This is a genomic window from Chroococcus sp. FPU101 (genome assembly GCF_017312365.1).
Classification (GTDB): domain Bacteria; phylum Cyanobacteriota; class Cyanobacteriia; order Cyanobacteriales; family Microcystaceae; genus Chroococcus.
Genome location: NZ_BLJI01000004.1, coordinates 25,554 through 41,394, shown reverse-complemented (window position 1 = coordinate 41,394; position 15,841 = coordinate 25,554). Strand labels below are relative to the sequence as shown.

The window sequence follows — 15,841 nt, the reverse complement described above, 5'->3', positions numbered from 1 at the left end:
AATCTAAAGAGCCTTAGTTAATAACTCGATTGATTTTATCCTGAGTAAATTGACGCTCAATATCTACACGGATCAATAATATGGTGGCTTCAGATTTTTCTTCTGTTACTTATAATGTCGAGGACGCGGTTTTAGAACGCTATCAAGCAGGTGCTAAACAAAAAGAAGATAGTTTATGTTGTCCTACTAGCTACGAGGGAAACTATTTAGCAATTCTTCCTCAAGAAATTATCGAAAAAGATTACGGCTGTGGTGATCCGACTCGTTATGTTCAGACAGGGGAAACGGTTTTAGATCTAGGTTCTGGCGCAGGGAAAAATTGTTATATTATCGCGCAAAAAGTTGGCGTGTCGGGACAAGTGATTGGTGTCGATTTTAATGACGTAATGCTTAATCTTTCCCGTCATTATCAACAGGAAATCGCCGATAAAATTGGATACCATAACACAAAATTTGTCAAGGGTAAAATCCAAGATTTAATTTTAGATTTAGCTCAAGTCGAAACTTGGTTGAAAAATAATCCAATTACCTCGTTAGAACAATGGAAAGATTTTGAGTTAGAATGCGATCGCTTACGTTCTGAAACTCCATTAATCGCAGACAATAGTATTGATGTCGTGATTTCTAACTGTGTTTTAAATTTAGTGCGTCCCCAAGATAAGCAACAACTTTTTCAAGAAATTTATCGAGTTCTGAAACGAGGTGGAAGGGCGGTTATTTCTGATATTGTTTGTGATGAAGATCCAACACCAGAAATATTGAATAATCCTGATTTGTGGAGTGGCTGTATTGCAGGTGCTTTTCGAGAAGATACATTTTTAAAGATGTTTGAGGAAGCAGGATTTTATGGTGTAGAAATCCTCAAACGAGAAACCACACCCTGGCAAACCATTGATGGAATTGAATTCCGTTCGATGACGGTTCGTGCTTATAAAGGAAAAGATGGCCCTTGTTTAGAACGCAAGCAAGCAGTTATTTATAAAGGCCCTTGGAAACAAGTTCAAGATGACGACGGTCATACTTTATGTAGAGGGGAAAGAATGGCAGTTTGTGATAAAACATATAATATCTTAACCAATTCAAATAGCCCCTATTCAAAAGATATTATTTCCGTTCCTTCCTATGAAGATATACCTTTAGAAAAAGCGACACCATTTAGCTGTAAAGGTAAAGCCATTCGTCACACCAAAGAAACCAAAGGACAAGACTATAACATCACAGTAACTAACGATGATTCTGCTTGTTGTGTCCCAGGTGAATGTTGTTAAATTGTAGGGGTTTGGTTCAGTAAACAGTCGTAAAACAGTAAAATTAACCTCATACTGATGACTGTAACGGGTAGTGTATCCAAACCCAAAATTAATAAAAATTATCTGAATAATTTATGATTCAATCTATCACCCCTTTTCAAGATAAAATTAAAACTCCATTAACCAAACATAAAATAACGATTTTACAAATTAATCTCGGACGCAAATGTAATTTAGCTTGTCATCATTGTCATGTCGAAGCAAGTCCAAAACGAACCGAAGAATTATCCCCCCAAGTAGGTCAAGAATTAATTGAATTAATCCTACGCTTTCCACAAATTCAAACAGTTGATCTCACGGGTGGCGCACCTGAAATGAATTATGGATTTAAACCCATAGTCGAAGCAGCTAGAGATTTAGAAAAAGAAGTGATTGTTCGTTCAAATTTAACGATATTTTTTGAAAAAGAATTTACAGATTTACCAGAATATTTTGCTCATCATCAATTAAGAGTCGTTGCTTCAATGCCCTGTTATTTAGAAGATAATGTAAATCAACAAAGGGGAACTGGAGTTTATCAAAAATCGATTCAGGCAATTCAAAAATTAAATGAATTAGGATATGGAAAAGAGCCGAATTTGATTTTAGATCTAGTCTACAATCCACAAATTCCTAAAACAGAAAAATTCTCTTTAACGCCTAACCAAGTTAAATTAGAACTAGATTATAAAAAATATTTACTCGAAAACTTCGGAATTGTTTTTAATCATCTATTTACAATTACTAACTTACCCATTGGACGAACGAAAAATCAGTTAAAAAATCAAGAAATCTATCTCCCTTATCTAAAATTTCTAGAATCAAATTATAATAAGCAAACACTTTCGGGATTAATGTGTTTAAATCAACTTTCAATCGATTATTTAGGTCAAGTGTATGATTGCGATTTTAATCAAATGGAAAACATACCCGCAACTACGGCAAATGGAGAAATCTTAACCGTATCCAAACTTTTAGAACTCAATAGCTTAGATGTAATTTCAGAAATTAAAACAGCAGCCTATTGTTATGGTTGTACCGCAGGAAGTGGTTCAAGTTGCGGTGGTGCCTTGGTGTAGATTAACAATTGAACTGACTCCCATTGGAACTTTTTGGCTAATTACTTTGGATAATTCTAAACTTAAATTATCACCGCCTCGATGCGCTTCCCACGTTCCAAAATGACGGTTTAGAATATTCCAGTTTCCCTGCATTGCATTCTCATCTTCTGAAACAATTCCAGTATATTCAACCGTATAATAAGAGCGATTTAGATAACGTTTAGTAAAGCTAATTCGTCTCCCGATAATTTGTCCAACTAAAGTAGCTTCTCCCATATAACCATCATCTAAAACACTCCCACTTAACGTATTGCCACCTTGAACTAAAATCAACTCAAAACGAGTCGGTTGATTATCTTGTTCAAAGGTTCCTAACCAAGTCCCGCTTAAATCAGCCATTAATCTAGCAAAGCTGTACATTCAAGAATTAATCGTTGATTGACTAAAGCGTGAGGTTGAATGTCTAATGCTTCTCGAAATGCGCGAATTGCTTCAGGATAATGACCTAAATTCGCCTCACACAATCCTAAACCATGCCACGCTCCAAAATGATAGGGATTTAAGACAACCACTTTCAGACAGTCTTCTTTTGATTGATGGTAGTCTCCCTGCATATAGTATAAAACGGCTCGTCTGTTCCATGCTTCGGCAAAATCGGGATAAGTTTCAATGGTTTGAGTCAGCATTTCTTCAGCTTTAGCCATATCGCCTGATTCCATCAGTAATTGCGCTCTTTTAAGGATTTCTAGACCTAATTCCCCTTTTTGTTCAAACCAAAGCCGCCATAGTTTACTCGTTGCTGCGTCTCTAAGGGATTCATTTTCCTGTTTTAGAGAATCTAATAATTGTCCTAGTTCTGGGTGATTCACGGTTTTAGATTTACCTCAAATACGTGGAAGAAAGTTTTAATTCATTTCAAAGGTAAATGTTGAGTTTAAGATTAAATGTATTATTTTTTGGGTGTCTCGGAAGATTGTTCAGCGTCTACATCTACTTTTGGCACAAAATCGGGACGGTCTGCATTTTCCCAACCCGCAGGTCTTTTAGAATTGTACCAAGCAATCGATCCGATCGTCACTGCTGCCATAAATCCAACAACATAGACAGCGACAAAATAGGTCGGAAATTTACCTGTAGCGGTTTCTAATAAAAAATACATAAACGACTAACTCTAAAGTTTTGTAACTAAACTGTTGCTGATTTTATCAGAATCAGATCCATCGTTGATAATTTTTTTGTGATCGTTTTGTTTGTTTATTCTTTAGCCATGCCTTATCTACATAAACTTTGGGAACTGATCTCTGGCGCACTTAGTTTAAACTTTGATGCCTTCCGAGAAGTTGAATCGCTCAATTATGGACTGTTTCTATCATTACTGATTGTTCTGATGGTCGGTTTCTCAGTAGGCTTTGGTCAAAGTATTATTCTTTTTATTAACCGTGTACAACCGATTCGCTTTCTTTTCAGCCTATTAATTAATGCGGTTTTATTTACCTTTGGTTTTTTGTTTCTCGTTGTTAGTACGTGGTTAATCTGTCTTGTTCCCTGGTCGGTCAATGTCTCTTTTTCAAGTTTAGTCGAAGTTCTAAGCCTTAGCTATGCACCTTTAATTCTGAGTTTTTTAGGTGCAATTCCTTATTTAGGTGTACCCATTCTCTCCATTTTATCCGTGTGGCATTTACTGTCGATGGTCGTCGGCTTTAGTGCGATTACAAATTTACATCTAGGAGAAGCATTTGGCTATGTGGCGTTGGGATGGATTGTACTACAAATTTTACAACAAACCATCGGACAACCGATCGCTAATTTGGGGCGTTGGGTAGCTGATAGTGTCGCAGGAGTTCAACTGAAGACCCGTCGTCGAGATCTGGCGGCAATAGTAACCGAAAACGTAACATCTGGGGCTAATTCTCCTCGTAAAGTGATTCAAGTCTCCAATCAACCCATTACGACGGAATTCCCCATTACTGCGGAAATTTCTGGACTAGGAACGACGGCTGTTTTAAACCAAGAATCACCCAATAATATTAAACTGATCTGGGTCATTCTCACGGTCGTGGGTATGATTATTTTAGGATTCGTCATTGCCATTGTACTAGAACCGATTCGACATGATTTATTTGGTTGGTATCATGGCAGTATCCCCAGAGTGTTTCAAGTCGGTTTAGATTTTATTTGGATTGGTGTCATTGCGATCGCAGTTGCTGGCTTATTGGCCCCGCTAGAAACCTTGGGATGGTGGGCAGGATGGTACAGTGATGAGGTGGATACGACTGAGAATGTCGGTCAACTAGCAGAACCCCTCACCGAAAATCAGTCAATTACTCGCTATGTTATTTATTTAGATGGAATTAGTCAATCGAGTTCAACCTATCTACCCGATGTTGAGGCTTTTCTAGATGCCTTAGCCCCCGCATTACCTGAGAATATTGCCTTAATTCGCGGTTTGATGACCTATTCTGTACTCAATAATTCTCTAGATCAAAATCGTCCTTTAGCTTTTTTCTGGCGACTTGCGGATCGATTGCGGTTTGCTAATCCCGCTAGTATCTTAGGGCTGATTGTTAATATTCGCAATGTTCTAATTGTTGCTGTCTCTGCCGATCAACGATATGGGCCGATTTACAATCAAGGTATTGCTCAGATTATCTACAATGCTTTGATTAAAAATGGTTATCAACTCGGTAGCAATATTCCAATTACTTTAATCGGTTACAGTGGTGGGGGTCAAATGTCGGCTGCATCTGCACCCTTTCTACGACGAGCAACTGGCGCACCAATTGATGTTATTTCATTAGGTGGGGTAATCAGTGGTAATTGTAATCTCTTAAATTTAGAACATTTGTATCAATTAGTGGGAGACAAGGATCAAGTCGAACGTCTTGGCCCAATTATGTTTCCCAGTCGTTGGAAAATCATTCCCTTATCTTACTGGAATCGCGCCAAACGACGCGGTAAGATTAGTCTTATTTCTCTAGGCCCTGTTGGTCATCAAGTGCCTGGGGGATTACTCGATCCTGATGCTTATTTACCCGATGGACGATCGCATCTAGAGCAAACGATCGACTACATTCTTAATATTTTACGGGGTTATCTGTTACTACGCCAAGAACAGCGTATCCCCAAAAAAATCAGTAATTACGAACTATATCGCCAAGCTATTTTTAATCATCCGAGTTATTATCCCATTGCTCAAACCATTGATTTAACGTTATATCGACCGATAGGAAAATGGATGGGACGGCTAATTTTACCGAAACCTGATCAGCGACACGAAGTCAGAGGGGCATTATTTGAAGTTCACCATACAGAACAAGGTTTTGAACATTTAATCGGTCAAACGGTTAATCTGCGATGGGGCAATGATCCCTATATTCGATATATGCTACGGGCAGTTAAGCGAGATGTCCACTTTAGCGCGGATGCAGAATATACCAGTAAATATGGAGGTCTAATTCATCCTGAACGTCTGGATCACTGGCAACAGGTCGATCCGCTAGAATCGTTAGCAGGTTCACGTCCTAATGATGATCAGATAGTGATGCTATCGGACAAAGTTAGGGTCATTCAATCGGAAAAAACCCAACGTTATAACATTTATATTTATGAACAGCCGATACAAATCACGGGACGTTACTATGCTTTAGTTAAATTTATTGCCCCAGTTGTCGGTACCGATCAATTTCAAGTTATTCATTTTAATCCCAATAGCCAACAGTTTAACGGTGTTACTGAAGTGGTGCGAATGCCTGCTGTTGTGGCGGATCAAAACGGTTGTTTTCCCTCAACATCCGACAAAATTGAACGATCATATCTCAATGAAACGGGATGGTATATTTATGGTGCTAAAGATCATCAAGATCGTTTTGTTGTGCAGTCATTAGCCCCGCGATCGTTGTTCCGTCTTCAACCGAATCAAGTGCTTTTCGGAACGAGAGCCGCTTATCAATATATCCGTCAAGAAGCTTGGGCCGATATTATAACACAAAAAAGTAAAATTTCTTCAGTTCTTTTAGGTGGTGGAAAACATGAAGAAAAAACAGGAGAAATCCAAAAAGCGATTGATACATGGCATGAAGGCGAGCAGGGCTTAGTTTTACACGTTTATGGCGGAATTGGTGGGAAAAAGAAAGAACCTGCCGCAGCATCACCGATCTTTTTTGGTCATTTTGCTTATGGTGTAGCGAAAGTAATTCGAGAACCGATCACAGGGGAATTACAATTCAATATTGAATACTATCAGGTGTACACTCACAACACCGATGGCCTGGTGGCAGGAACTTTACATTGGTCACGTTATATGGGCGATCGTCAGTTTGGTTGGCTGGGGGTTCGTCCTGTGTGCGACATTATTATTAAACACCCTCCGATTACAAAAGAATATGATTTTGATTTTGATGGGATTAAAGAATCAGCCCTCAGCATGATGTTACTTCATTTAGAAGCGATGACGGCTCGTTATCGGATAGGAGATGGTACTGGGGGTACTTATGTTGGCCCTGCTAATAATTGTTCTCAGGACTCAAATCAGGCTTTATTTGCGAGTATTCGTCATATTCAACAGATGGTTAATTCGAGTCGCGCTTTTGACAATTGGCTTGAACGAAATCCTATTCAAGCCAGTCGATATCAACAACTGGTTCAACTGGGTCGATCTTTGCAAAAAGAATTACAACCCTTAGGCGCACCGCGTACCGACTGGGAAAAACATGAATACAATCTCGGTAGTACATTAGAAGATGCACCTCTGCGAAATCTTTTGACGGGAATAGGCAGTTGGAAAACCCTCTTACCTCGTCTAGCCAGCGATCGCATTGTTCAGGTATTCTTAAAACAGGGTGCCTCTGTCTGGGTACTTCGTACTAATCAAATTGGTGGAGATGACCCCGATATTGAACCGATTAGTCCAATTACGATTTAGGATTTTGTGATGATTCGTCAAACTTTATTAATTTCAGTTTTAATTTTTGCTTCGATTCCTTTGGCTCCTGAACCTGCTTCTGCCCAATATGTAAGCTGTGAGAGTGAGAGGGGAAAAACGACGCGCTGTCGCATTGATGCGAGAAATGGTGTGCGCTTAGTCCGAGAACGTTCCCAAACGCCTTGTAATGGCAACTGGTCTTATCGAGATGGCTATATCACGGTTAGGAATGGCTGTCGAGGCGATTTTGAGGCGATTCGTCGGGGTTCTAACAATGATGATGATTGGAATGGTGGTGGCAATACTGGAAATCGACAACGAGTCACCTGTGAAAGTATTAATGGCAGAACGAAAACTTGTCCGATTAATACTCGTGGAGGTGTGCGTTTAGTCGAGGAACTTTCTGGCGCGTCTTGTCGCAATAATTGGCGGGCAGATGGTGGTTATGTAACGGTGAGAAATGGCTGTCGCGGTGTTTTTGAAGCGCGTCGCGGTGGTGGCGGTGATAACGGCGGTGGCAATAGACGCTATCGTGATTTTGGTGACATTAGCGGAATTGGTAGTTTTGTTGTTGATCGCTCTAGCTATCATAATAATGGTCAGGTGAGAGAATTTGATGCTCTGGTGAATGATTATCAGGAAAGATGGTGGGTTAATTGTCGTAGTGGGGTGATGGGACAAGGGAATGATTTCGACTATTCCACAGCCCGTAGCAGTCGCAATCGTAGCCCAGGGCAAGTAGTCGATTTTGTCTGTAACGATAGATACTAAATGAGTTTTAATTGATGAAAATCTGGAATTTTACGCCACCGCCTGAGTCTGATTTAGGGGATCATGATGTTCCTCTCTTAGGTGATCATTTAGTGGGATTACGGGTTGCAATGCTTGTTACAGGGGGTATTGCAGCGATGAAAGCCCCTCTAATTGCAAGGGCTTTACGGCGACAGGGGGCCCAGGTGGTGGCTTTTCTTTCAGATGAAGCGTTACGTTATACGACGATCGATACTTTAGCATGGAGTACCAATAACCTTGTCATTACTCATCTTACCCCTGCGGCGGAACATCTGAGCGATCAGGCACCGTTTGATCTCTATTTGGTGGCACCTGCAACCTACAACACCATTAATAAGATGCGCTATGGGATAGCTGATGGTGTAATTACTACGACTTTAGCCTCAGCATTGGGGCGTATGGAACAGGGCAAAACAAAAATTATGATTGTTCCCACGATGCACGGTAGTCTACATAATTCGATTTTGACGGAATCTTTAAAAACACTACATCAAATGAGTGTCGCAATTATGCCACCTAGAGAAGACTATGGTAAACATAATTTGCCATCTGAACAAGATATTACGGTTGAGGTTTGCCGTTTGGTGAGTCGTTCTCTGCTGCGTGGTATGAATATTTTAGTGACGGGTGGGCCGACTCCTGTTTTAGTAGATAGTATTCGTCGCATTACTATCGTTTTAGTGGACAATTGGGTGTAGAAATTACTGAGGAGTTATATCTAAGAGGTGCGGATGTACATTTAATTCATGGACAAGGTAATTATCAACCCCCCTCTTATTTACCGCATCACATCATTGAAACTTATGACGAATATTTAACACAAGTTGTTAAAAATCTGAGTGAGAAACCCTATCAGGCGGGGATTTTTACCGCCGCCGTCGCTGACTATAAACCCGAAGAAATTTTAGTGGGTAAAACTCCCAGTGGAGGTTTATTAAAATCAATTAATTTAGTGCCAACTCAGAAAGTAATTGAACTGGTTAAGGATAAGTTTCCTAATTTATCGATGATTACTTTTAAATATCAAGAAAATGTAAGTCACGATAAATTAATCGAAATTGCTCAAGAACGGTTAAAAAGAGGCTATTCGGCGGTTGTCGCTAATCGTGGCGAAGAAAAAGGCAATCAGGGTGAGCAAATCGCTTATTTAGTGACGGCTAACCAGATTCCTGAAAGAATGATTGGAAAAAAAACAATTGCTGTCAAAATCGCCGATTATTTAGAGCAAATACTAAGTTTGAAGCGGTAAGACTATCTTAGAAGCTGTTTCACCGTGAACACTTGTCTTTAGGGTAATAATTTTGGCTTCGATTAATCTTTCTTCATGAGGTGGTTTACCCGTTCCGCTATTAACGGGATATGCGGGAAAACACGCTGCACTTAAACTAAGTCTAAGACAATGACCTTGCAGAATTTTAATACAAGTGTATTGAAGTGGGATTCTAATCGGTAATGGGGTATTGACTCGGATATAACCTTGAGTGAAGTTATACACTTTGCCGTTGGGAGTAACTTCAGATAAAACAGCGCAGAGATCAAAACTCGGTGTATCAGCTACACAATAACAATCTACAAAAATTTGTCCGAGGATTTGTAAATCGGTTTCTAGGGGTTCGGATGTATAGGTTAAGACATCACTTCTACTATCGAGATGAGTTCGTTCAAAACTTCCCCCGGGGTATGTATTATGACCTCCTAAAGCGGGAACGGGTCGCCAAGGATCATGAACTATAATATCTTCTATCTCGGAATCTGAAGGAATTTCCGTTAGTTTTCCCCCATCTTCTCGAATATTCGCTAATCCGTGACTCGATAAATAATAGGTTTTTTCTTTTTGGAATAAACGTTCCAAATATATCCACTGATGACTCCCTAGTTCAAACAGTTGAATAGGTGATTGTTCTAGAAGCTTATTGTCTTGGTCTTTGAGAAAATAATCAAACCATTGTACTTGGATTAGATCAACTGGACTAATTGCATTGTTCCCATAGTCCATGACACCCACTTTACGACCCCAAGGTAAATGTGTCCAAGGCCCGATAATTAGATATTGGGGATAATTAGAACGATTCGCCATCTCTTGATATAGATTCATCGTTCCTCTGAGATAGGGGTCAAACCAACCCCCGATATGTAACATCGGTAAATCTACATCTTGGATTAAATATTTAGGTGAAAGCTTTTTCCAGTATTCATCAGATTTAGTACGTGTGATCCAATCATGGTAAAACGAATCAGGGGCTAATTCTTTTAAGACATCTGGATAAGCGGGAATGAGATCAGATAAAGGCAAATTTCGAGATGCTTGATAGAGTTTTTGGAAGGCTATCTCATCTCCTTTTAAACGACTGGTTTCTGCTGCGAGTTGAATAGCCCATCCTAAATTAGCTTGTAAACAAAACGCCCCATTTTCGTAGCCCCAATCGCTATATAAATCATAGGCAATCATTGAAGGACAAATGGTTTTTAAGGCTGGATGTTGATGAATGGCGGTATAAAGTTGGGTCATTCCTTGATAAGAAAATCCATACATTCCGACTTTTCCCGTAGTCCCCGCTAACTGAGAAACCCAGTTTATTGTGTCTAGTCCATCTTCTATTTCATATTCAAACAGTTTAAATTCACCTTCAGAGGTTCCCCGTCCTCGGACATCTTGAATCACGACAATATAACCCTGTGACGCATACCAGACAGGATGTGCATAAACAACAGTCGATGCGATCGCACGTCCGTAGGGTTGTCTCATTAATAGAACTGGAAAATACTCGCTACTCTCAGGAAAATAAATATCAGCATCTAGTCTTATTCCATCACGAGTATAGATCGATGCTGTTTCTTTACGGACTGAATACATTTAAATACTGTTCGTAGGCGCAAGCCTTCTCCATTATTTATATACTATCATGTCAAGTGTTGTGTGTAAAGAGAAAAACTCAAATTTTTTGGAAAAATATTTAAGTTTAAATGGATTAATTAACGCCCTTTAAAACCTTTAAATCCTCTTCGTCCAACACTTCTGGAACTCCACTGCGAATTAGTTCTGAAAAATCCTCATTAGGAACCATAAAACAAATTGCATAAAGACGACCAACACCCGTATTTCTAATCTCATGTATTCCCGTAGGACGAACTAATAAGCTATCCCCTGGACGTAACGGAATACTTTTCCCATCACAAATCGCCTCACCCTCTCCTTTGAGGATATAGAACATTTCGACTGCAAAATGATGTCGGTGAGTGGGTGTACTGCCACAAGGATCAAAAATCTCGACACAAACGGTTAAAGAATCATCGGCGGTGGTAGAATCAAAAACGATCGCTAAACGATTGGTATCCTGTGGACTAATGCGAAAAACCTGATAGTCTTTCGGTGACTTAATCACTGGAATCATGCAATGATCGGTAGTTAGTTCAGAAGAAGTAGTCATCGTTTTTTTTAGGTTCGCCATATTGCATCAGCCACTCTGCATACATCATACATCGGGGCCACATCATGTACTCTTAGGATATCAACACGGGATGCGATCGTGCCACAACAAGCTGCAGCCGTTCCCCAAACCCGTTGTTTAGGTTCAGTTTGATGAATAATATGCCCGATAAAACTCTTACGCGATACACCTGCTAAAATCGGTACATCAAGGGAACGAAATTCATTTAAGCGTCGGATTAATTCAAGATTTTGTTCAGCATTTTTCGCAAAGCCAATCCCCGGATCGATAATGAGATTAGAGTGCTTTATACCGAGTTCTAATGCTTGCTGAATTTGTTTTTCTAGAAATTGCTTAATTTCGCCGACTAAATCTTGATATGCAGTCAATTTTTGCATCGTTTTCGGGGTTCCGCGAATGTGCATCAAAATAATTGGAACATCTAACTTTGCTGTAATTGATAACATTTCGGGGTCAAAAGTAGCACCAGAGATATCATTAATCATATCTGCACCTGCTGCGATGGCTGCTTGTGCAACTTCAGAACGAGTCGTATCAATTGAAATGGGATGAGATATCGCTACTCTTAAAGCTTTGATTACAGGAATGACTCTATTTAATTCTTCTTCTAGTGTAATTTGTTCGGCCCCCGGTCGCGTCGATTGTCCACCAATATCGATAATATTCGCGCCTTCTTCAACTAATTTAATTCCTTGTTGTACAGCATTCTCAGTTGTATTAAAATCTCCACCATCACTAAAACTATCGGGGGTTACATTTAGAATTCCCATTAAATAGGTTTGTTTGCCCCAGTTAAAAGCATGATTTCTAATCAGTAGATTTTCCATTGTTCTTATTGAATACAAGTTTGCATTAATTCTTCAACTCCATTAACGGTATAAATTGGGATATTTAAAGCTTCCGAAACTTCACTAACAGTTGTATCATCCAAAAACTTTTCTTCACCATATTTCAGCATTACTGAAGGTAATAGTATTCCATCACCTAAATTTTTTTCTTGTAGTTTTATCATCAAATCTTGTCCAGTGAGTAAACCTGTCACTGTAATTTCTTGCCCCCAGTAGTCACTATTTAAAGCCACTATGTTTACCGTTAAATTTTCCACTTGATTTAATTGATTGATCAACGGTTGAAAAGCCAATTCTACCGCATTTCCAACGACCCAAGTTAAAGTTTTAGGTTGATTAATTTTCTTCGGCAAGATTGCTTTACCTATATTCTGAAACTGTTTAATAAACTGACGAATTGAACCGACACCGTTCCCAATTTGGGGATAATCTTCATACTCAGATTCTAGTGGTAATTCTTGACGCGCAATTAAAAACCATTCATCCGCTAACCAAGCAAAACAACTTCCAAATTTTTTCTTAAATTGTTTCTGTAATTCCTGAACTTGGTTAATGACTTCTTTAGCTTTTTCTTGAGTGACGGGAATCAGTTTATCTTCTGTGGGACGAAACCGAGTTAAACCCACTGGAACAACTGCTGCTGATGCAACAGTGGGGATATCTTCGTCATAAAAATTTGCTAAATCTAACAGAGTTTTTTCTAAATGTATTCCGTCATTAATCTCTGGACAAACGACCACTTGAGCATGAATTTGTAAACGTCTTTCTTGAAACCATTTCAGATGATCTAATAATTGTCCAGCGCGAGGATTTTTCAGTAAACGGATTCTTAAATCAGGCTCAGTCGCATGAACAGAAACATATAGTGGAGAAAGGCGCATTTGTTCAATTCGTTCCCATTCTTTAGCCGTTAAATTGGTCAGTGTCAGATAACTACCATACAAAAAACTTAGACGATAATCATCATCTTTTAAATATAAACTATCTCTTTTGCCTGGTGGTTGTTGGTCAATAAAACAAAAAGGACACTTATTATTACACTGGATTAAACCATCAAACAAAGCCGTTTCAAATTCTAAGCCCAGATTTTCATCATATTCTTTTTCGATTTCGACGTGATGGGTTTTGCCTTTTGTATCAATAACTTCGAGTTCTAAGAATTCATCGGTACACAAAAACTGATAATCTATCAAATCTCTGGGACGAATGCCATTAATCGATAAAATGCTATCTCCTGCTTCAAATCCCATGTCTTCGGCAATCGAATCGGGTAATATTTTACTAATCTTTGCTGGTTGAATCGTTGCTACACTCATAATACATTAAAAATTGTCCCTTCTTTTAACATACCGCAAGCCTAGCAACGATCGCAAAAATTAGAGAATTTCACACAGGAGGTAGCCAACGCTAGTTCATTGCCTGTTGTCTGGGAAATAGATGTTGGATTTTGGAATGATATTCAAAAGATTAGCTGAAATAAATAAGTTTCTTAGTTTTTAATACTGATAGTATTCGGGTTTTTAATTAATCGTTAAAATTTTGCTTATTGTAAGAACGACCTCGATATTTAAGTTCAGTTCTATAACTATCTAGTTGAGCGATTGATAAATGCCTTTGATAGCTGATACCGCGATACTTAATGGTTTTACCAAAATCAGCGGGGGTCAGAATAAGAGAATGTGTTTGATAATTGATATGGCGATAGCAAAGATTCATTTTGATTCTCCTTGAGCGGTGTTGTTGATGCTTCTTTTAGTTTCTACTACACACGCCAAAAAAAAAATCCTGAAAAATTCAGGAAATTCATAAATTAGGTTTAGAAAAGTTAAGGTTTTAAAAATTAACTCCAATCTTGTTGGGATTCATCACCGCGTTTTTTGTAAACTTGTGCTTTGAGATGAATCTGACGAGTTTTTTCAAAAAGTGCCGCTTCTGTTAATTGCCATAGGTTCAGGAGTCTGTCTAAATCTTTTTGGGTTTCTCTGGCACCAGGAAAATTCTGATAACGAATCCTAAGCCGAGCAAATTCAGCTAAATTATAATCTGTGGGTTCTTCTTGCAAGAGACGGTTAACAATTTCTCGATCTTGCTTTTCTAATGGGTGTTTTTGGTCTTGTGTTTGTTTAGGAGTTGGCATAAATCGAACAAGTGTACTAAAATTATTTTATTTTTTCTTGCAGTTTAGCGGCGGTACGAAGAATTTTACCCGCTAACATCGCTGCACCAAAGCCATTATCAATGTTAACAACGGCGATACCTGTTGCACAAGAATTCAGCATCGTTAACAAAGGTGCCACCCCACCAAAACTAACCCCATAACCGATACTCGTCGGAACTGCAATTACAGGACATTCAACCATACCCGCAACCACACTCGGTAAAGCACCCTCCATACCCGCCACCACAATTAATACATCTGAATCAATTAATAAGTCACGATGACTCAATAGACGATGGATACCTGCTACTCCCACATCCCAAAGACGTTGTACCCTAAACCCACATAATTCGGCGGTAATGGCTGCTTCTTCGGCGACTGGAATATCGGCTGTTCCCGCAGTTAGAATCGAAATGAGTCCCGCTTTAATGGGTAATTCAGATGATTTTAAGGCACAGATACGCGCTATCGGATAATAAATTAAACCCGAAACCTGTTCTAATAACTGTTGTGCGACATCAGATTCGATGCGCGTTGCCATTACAATTGGAGAAGATTGGCGCAAGCTGTGGATGATTGAAATAATCTGTTCTGGAGTTTTACCTGGGCCCCAAATCACTTCAGGAAAACCTGTTCTCAGATGACGATGATGGTCAATTTTAGCAAAGTCTTCGACGGGTTCAAAACTTAGATGTTTGAGTTTAAGAAGTGCATCATCAGGGTTGATTTGTCCTGTAGCTACCGCTTGAAGCAGATTATGTAAGGCTTCTGGTTGTGTCATTATTGCTTGAGAATGCTTTCTCTTTCTGTCTAATCTTTACCCTGTAAGCAGTAGAGGTATTGAGCTAATAAACACTTCTATCTATTTTCTATTTATGTCTACTGTACTAATTGATTTTACTACTGTTATGGGTTTGGGAAAAAGACAATCTTACCGATAACAGTTAGAACACCTGTAACGAATACCCCGAAAATACTAAAGAAACCTATTGTAAAAGTATTGAGACGCGCATCAACGCTATCAATGGGTTTAATTGTGTCATCAATACGCTTTTCTAGTCCATCAACCTTAGATTCAATCTTGACTACTGAGATGGCTAAGTCCTGTACCTTTGTCTCTAGTCGGTCAAGTCGCGACTCAACTGCATCAAACCTTTGCTCTATTCTTTGTGCCAGACCCGTGATTAAATCTTCTAATCGTTTTAAATCGCCTTCTGTAACTGTGGACATTTTTGCTAAACTCCTATGAGACAAAAGATTTTATCGAAAGATTAGATAATGGTTGTAACTTAATAGTAACTATATACTATTTTTTTGTAAGTA

General features: G+C 39.0%; 15 protein-coding genes and 1 pseudogene. 5 read left to right on the top strand and 11 right to left on the bottom strand.

Annotated elements, in window-relative coordinates; all coding sequences use genetic code 11:
- Positions 1-80 precede the first annotated feature (80 nt).
- The gene (locus tag CFPU101_RS06060; RefSeq protein WP_206814439.1) at positions 81-1,268 is read left to right on the top strand and encodes a methyltransferase domain-containing protein; all 1,188 of its coding nucleotides are present in this window, start codon (positions 81-83) and stop codon (positions 1,266-1,268) included.
- A 116-nt stretch (positions 1,269-1,384) separates the two neighbouring features.
- A complete protein-coding gene (gene arsS, locus CFPU101_RS06055) occupies positions 1,385-2,368 on the top strand; it encodes an arsenosugar biosynthesis radical SAM (seleno)protein ArsS (protein ID WP_206814438.1) in 984 nt (327 codons plus the stop codon).
- Here the strand turns inward: arsS and CFPU101_RS06050 are convergent.
- The 3 genes from CFPU101_RS06050 to psb35 all read right to left on the bottom strand — a co-directional run bounded on the left by CFPU101_RS06050 (position 2,342) and on the right by psb35 (position 3,509).
- Positions 2,342-2,749: a hypothetical protein gene (locus CFPU101_RS06050; RefSeq protein ID WP_206814437.1), complete on the bottom strand. Its 408-nt coding sequence runs from the start codon at positions 2,747-2,749 to the stop codon at positions 2,342-2,344. The two genes, arsS and CFPU101_RS06050, sit on opposite strands and share 27 nt — an antisense overlap.
- Positions 2,749-3,219, bottom strand: coding sequence for a tetratricopeptide repeat protein (locus tag CFPU101_RS06045; RefSeq protein ID WP_206814436.1), 471 nt, complete (start codon positions 3,217-3,219; stop codon positions 2,749-2,751). The genes CFPU101_RS06050 and CFPU101_RS06045 overlap by 1 nt, the downstream gene beginning before the upstream one ends.
- An 80-nt stretch (positions 3,220-3,299) precedes the next feature.
- A complete protein-coding gene (psb35, locus tag CFPU101_RS06040) occupies positions 3,300-3,509 on the bottom strand; it encodes a photosystem II assembly protein Psb35 (protein WP_206814435.1) in 210 nt (69 codons plus the stop codon).
- Between the two features lie 108 nt (positions 3,510-3,617).
- Between psb35 and CFPU101_RS06035 the strand changes: the two genes are divergently transcribed.
- The 3 genes and pseudogenes from CFPU101_RS06035 (at position 3,618) to CFPU101_RS26135 (ending at position 9,312) form a co-directional block, all read left to right on the top strand.
- Positions 3,618-7,271 (top strand): Yip1 family protein, encoded by a 3,654-nt coding sequence (locus CFPU101_RS06035; protein WP_206814434.1) that lies wholly within the window; start codon positions 3,618-3,620, stop codon positions 7,269-7,271.
- Between the two features lie 9 nt (positions 7,272-7,280).
- Entirely contained in the window at positions 7,281-8,042 is a 762-nt protein-coding gene (locus CFPU101_RS06030) for a DUF3011 domain-containing protein (RefSeq protein ID WP_206814433.1), read from the top strand.
- Positions 8,043-8,056: 14 nt separating this feature from the next.
- Positions 8,057-9,312, top strand: a pseudogene (locus CFPU101_RS26135) (phosphopantothenoylcysteine decarboxylase).
- Here the strand turns inward: CFPU101_RS26135 and CFPU101_RS06020 are convergent.
- The 8 genes from CFPU101_RS06020 to CFPU101_RS05985 form a co-directional block, all read right to left on the bottom strand.
- Complete coding sequence (locus CFPU101_RS06020; protein ID WP_206814432.1) at positions 9,295-10,917, bottom strand: CocE/NonD family hydrolase; 1,623 nt, start codon at positions 10,915-10,917, stop codon at positions 9,295-9,297. The pseudogene CFPU101_RS26135 and the gene CFPU101_RS06020 sit on opposite strands and share 18 nt — an antisense overlap.
- 115 nt (positions 10,918-11,032) lie before the next feature.
- Entirely contained in the window at positions 11,033-11,491 is a 459-nt protein-coding gene (locus CFPU101_RS06015) for a cupin domain-containing protein (RefSeq protein WP_206814431.1), read from the bottom strand.
- Positions 11,492-11,499: 8 nt separating this feature from the next.
- Positions 11,500-12,339 carry a dihydropteroate synthase gene (gene folP, locus CFPU101_RS06010; RefSeq protein WP_206814430.1) on the bottom strand — a complete coding sequence of 280 codons (840 nt, stop codon included), beginning with the start codon at positions 12,337-12,339 and terminating at the stop codon, positions 11,500-11,502.
- Between the two features lie 5 nt (positions 12,340-12,344).
- On the bottom strand, positions 12,345-13,676 hold the full coding sequence (locus CFPU101_RS06005; protein WP_206814429.1) for a TIGR03279 family radical SAM protein: 1,332 nt from the start codon (positions 13,674-13,676) through the stop codon (positions 12,345-12,347).
- Positions 13,677-13,884: 208 nt separating this feature from the next.
- Complete coding sequence (locus tag CFPU101_RS06000; protein WP_206814428.1) at positions 13,885-14,076, bottom strand: DUF4278 domain-containing protein; 192 nt, start codon at positions 14,074-14,076, stop codon at positions 13,885-13,887.
- A 124-nt stretch (positions 14,077-14,200) separates the two neighbouring features.
- Positions 14,201-14,497: a DUF3288 family protein gene (locus CFPU101_RS05995; protein ID WP_206814427.1), complete on the bottom strand. Its 297-nt coding sequence runs from the start codon at positions 14,495-14,497 to the stop codon at positions 14,201-14,203.
- 22 nt (positions 14,498-14,519) lie between these two features.
- On the bottom strand, positions 14,520-15,299 hold the full coding sequence (larB, locus tag CFPU101_RS05990; protein ID WP_206814426.1) for a nickel pincer cofactor biosynthesis protein LarB: 780 nt from the start codon (positions 15,297-15,299) through the stop codon (positions 14,520-14,522).
- A gap of 125 nt (positions 15,300-15,424) precedes the next feature.
- Positions 15,425-15,748 (bottom strand): DUF4164 domain-containing protein, encoded by a 324-nt coding sequence (locus tag CFPU101_RS05985; protein ID WP_206814425.1) that lies wholly within the window; start codon positions 15,746-15,748, stop codon positions 15,425-15,427.
- Positions 15,749-15,841 lie beyond the last annotated feature (93 nt).

Excerpts from the sequence above, each read along its gene's own strand:
- folP (WP_206814430.1), bottom strand. The coding sequence starts at position 12,339 with ATGGAAAATCTACTGATTAGAAATCATGCTTTTAACTGGGGCAAACAA.
- CFPU101_RS06000 (WP_206814428.1), bottom strand. The coding sequence starts at position 14,076 with ATGAATCTTTGCTATCGCCATATCAATTATCAAACACATTCTCTTATT.
- CFPU101_RS06020 (WP_206814432.1), bottom strand. The coding sequence starts at position 10,917 with ATGTATTCAGTCCGTAAAGAAACAGCATCGATCTATACTCGTGATGGA.
- arsS (WP_206814438.1), top strand. The coding sequence starts at position 1,385 with ATGATTCAATCTATCACCCCTTTTCAAGATAAAATTAAAACTCCATTA.
- larB (WP_206814426.1), bottom strand. The coding sequence starts at position 15,299 with ATGACACAACCAGAAGCCTTACATAATCTGCTTCAAGCGGTAGCTACA.
- CFPU101_RS06060 (WP_206814439.1), top strand. The coding sequence starts at position 81 with ATGGTGGCTTCAGATTTTTCTTCTGTTACTTATAATGTCGAGGACGCG.
- psb35 (WP_206814435.1), bottom strand. The coding sequence starts at position 3,509 with ATGTATTTTTTATTAGAAACCGCTACAGGTAAATTTCCGACCTATTTT.
- CFPU101_RS05995 (WP_206814427.1), bottom strand. The coding sequence starts at position 14,497 with ATGCCAACTCCTAAACAAACACAAGACCAAAAACACCCATTAGAAAAG.
- CFPU101_RS06035 (WP_206814434.1), top strand. The coding sequence starts at position 3,618 with ATGCCTTATCTACATAAACTTTGGGAACTGATCTCTGGCGCACTTAGT.
- CFPU101_RS06005 (WP_206814429.1), bottom strand. The coding sequence starts at position 13,676 with ATGAGTGTAGCAACGATTCAACCAGCAAAGATTAGTAAAATATTACCC.
- CFPU101_RS05985 (WP_206814425.1), bottom strand. The coding sequence starts at position 15,748 with ATGTCCACAGTTACAGAAGGCGATTTAAAACGATTAGAAGATTTAATC.
- CFPU101_RS06015 (WP_206814431.1), bottom strand. The coding sequence starts at position 11,491 with ATGACTACTTCTTCTGAACTAACTACCGATCATTGCATGATTCCAGTG.
- CFPU101_RS06050 (WP_206814437.1), bottom strand. The coding sequence starts at position 2,749 with ATGGCTGATTTAAGCGGGACTTGGTTAGGAACCTTTGAACAAGATAAT.
- CFPU101_RS06030 (WP_206814433.1), top strand. The coding sequence starts at position 7,281 with ATGATTCGTCAAACTTTATTAATTTCAGTTTTAATTTTTGCTTCGATT.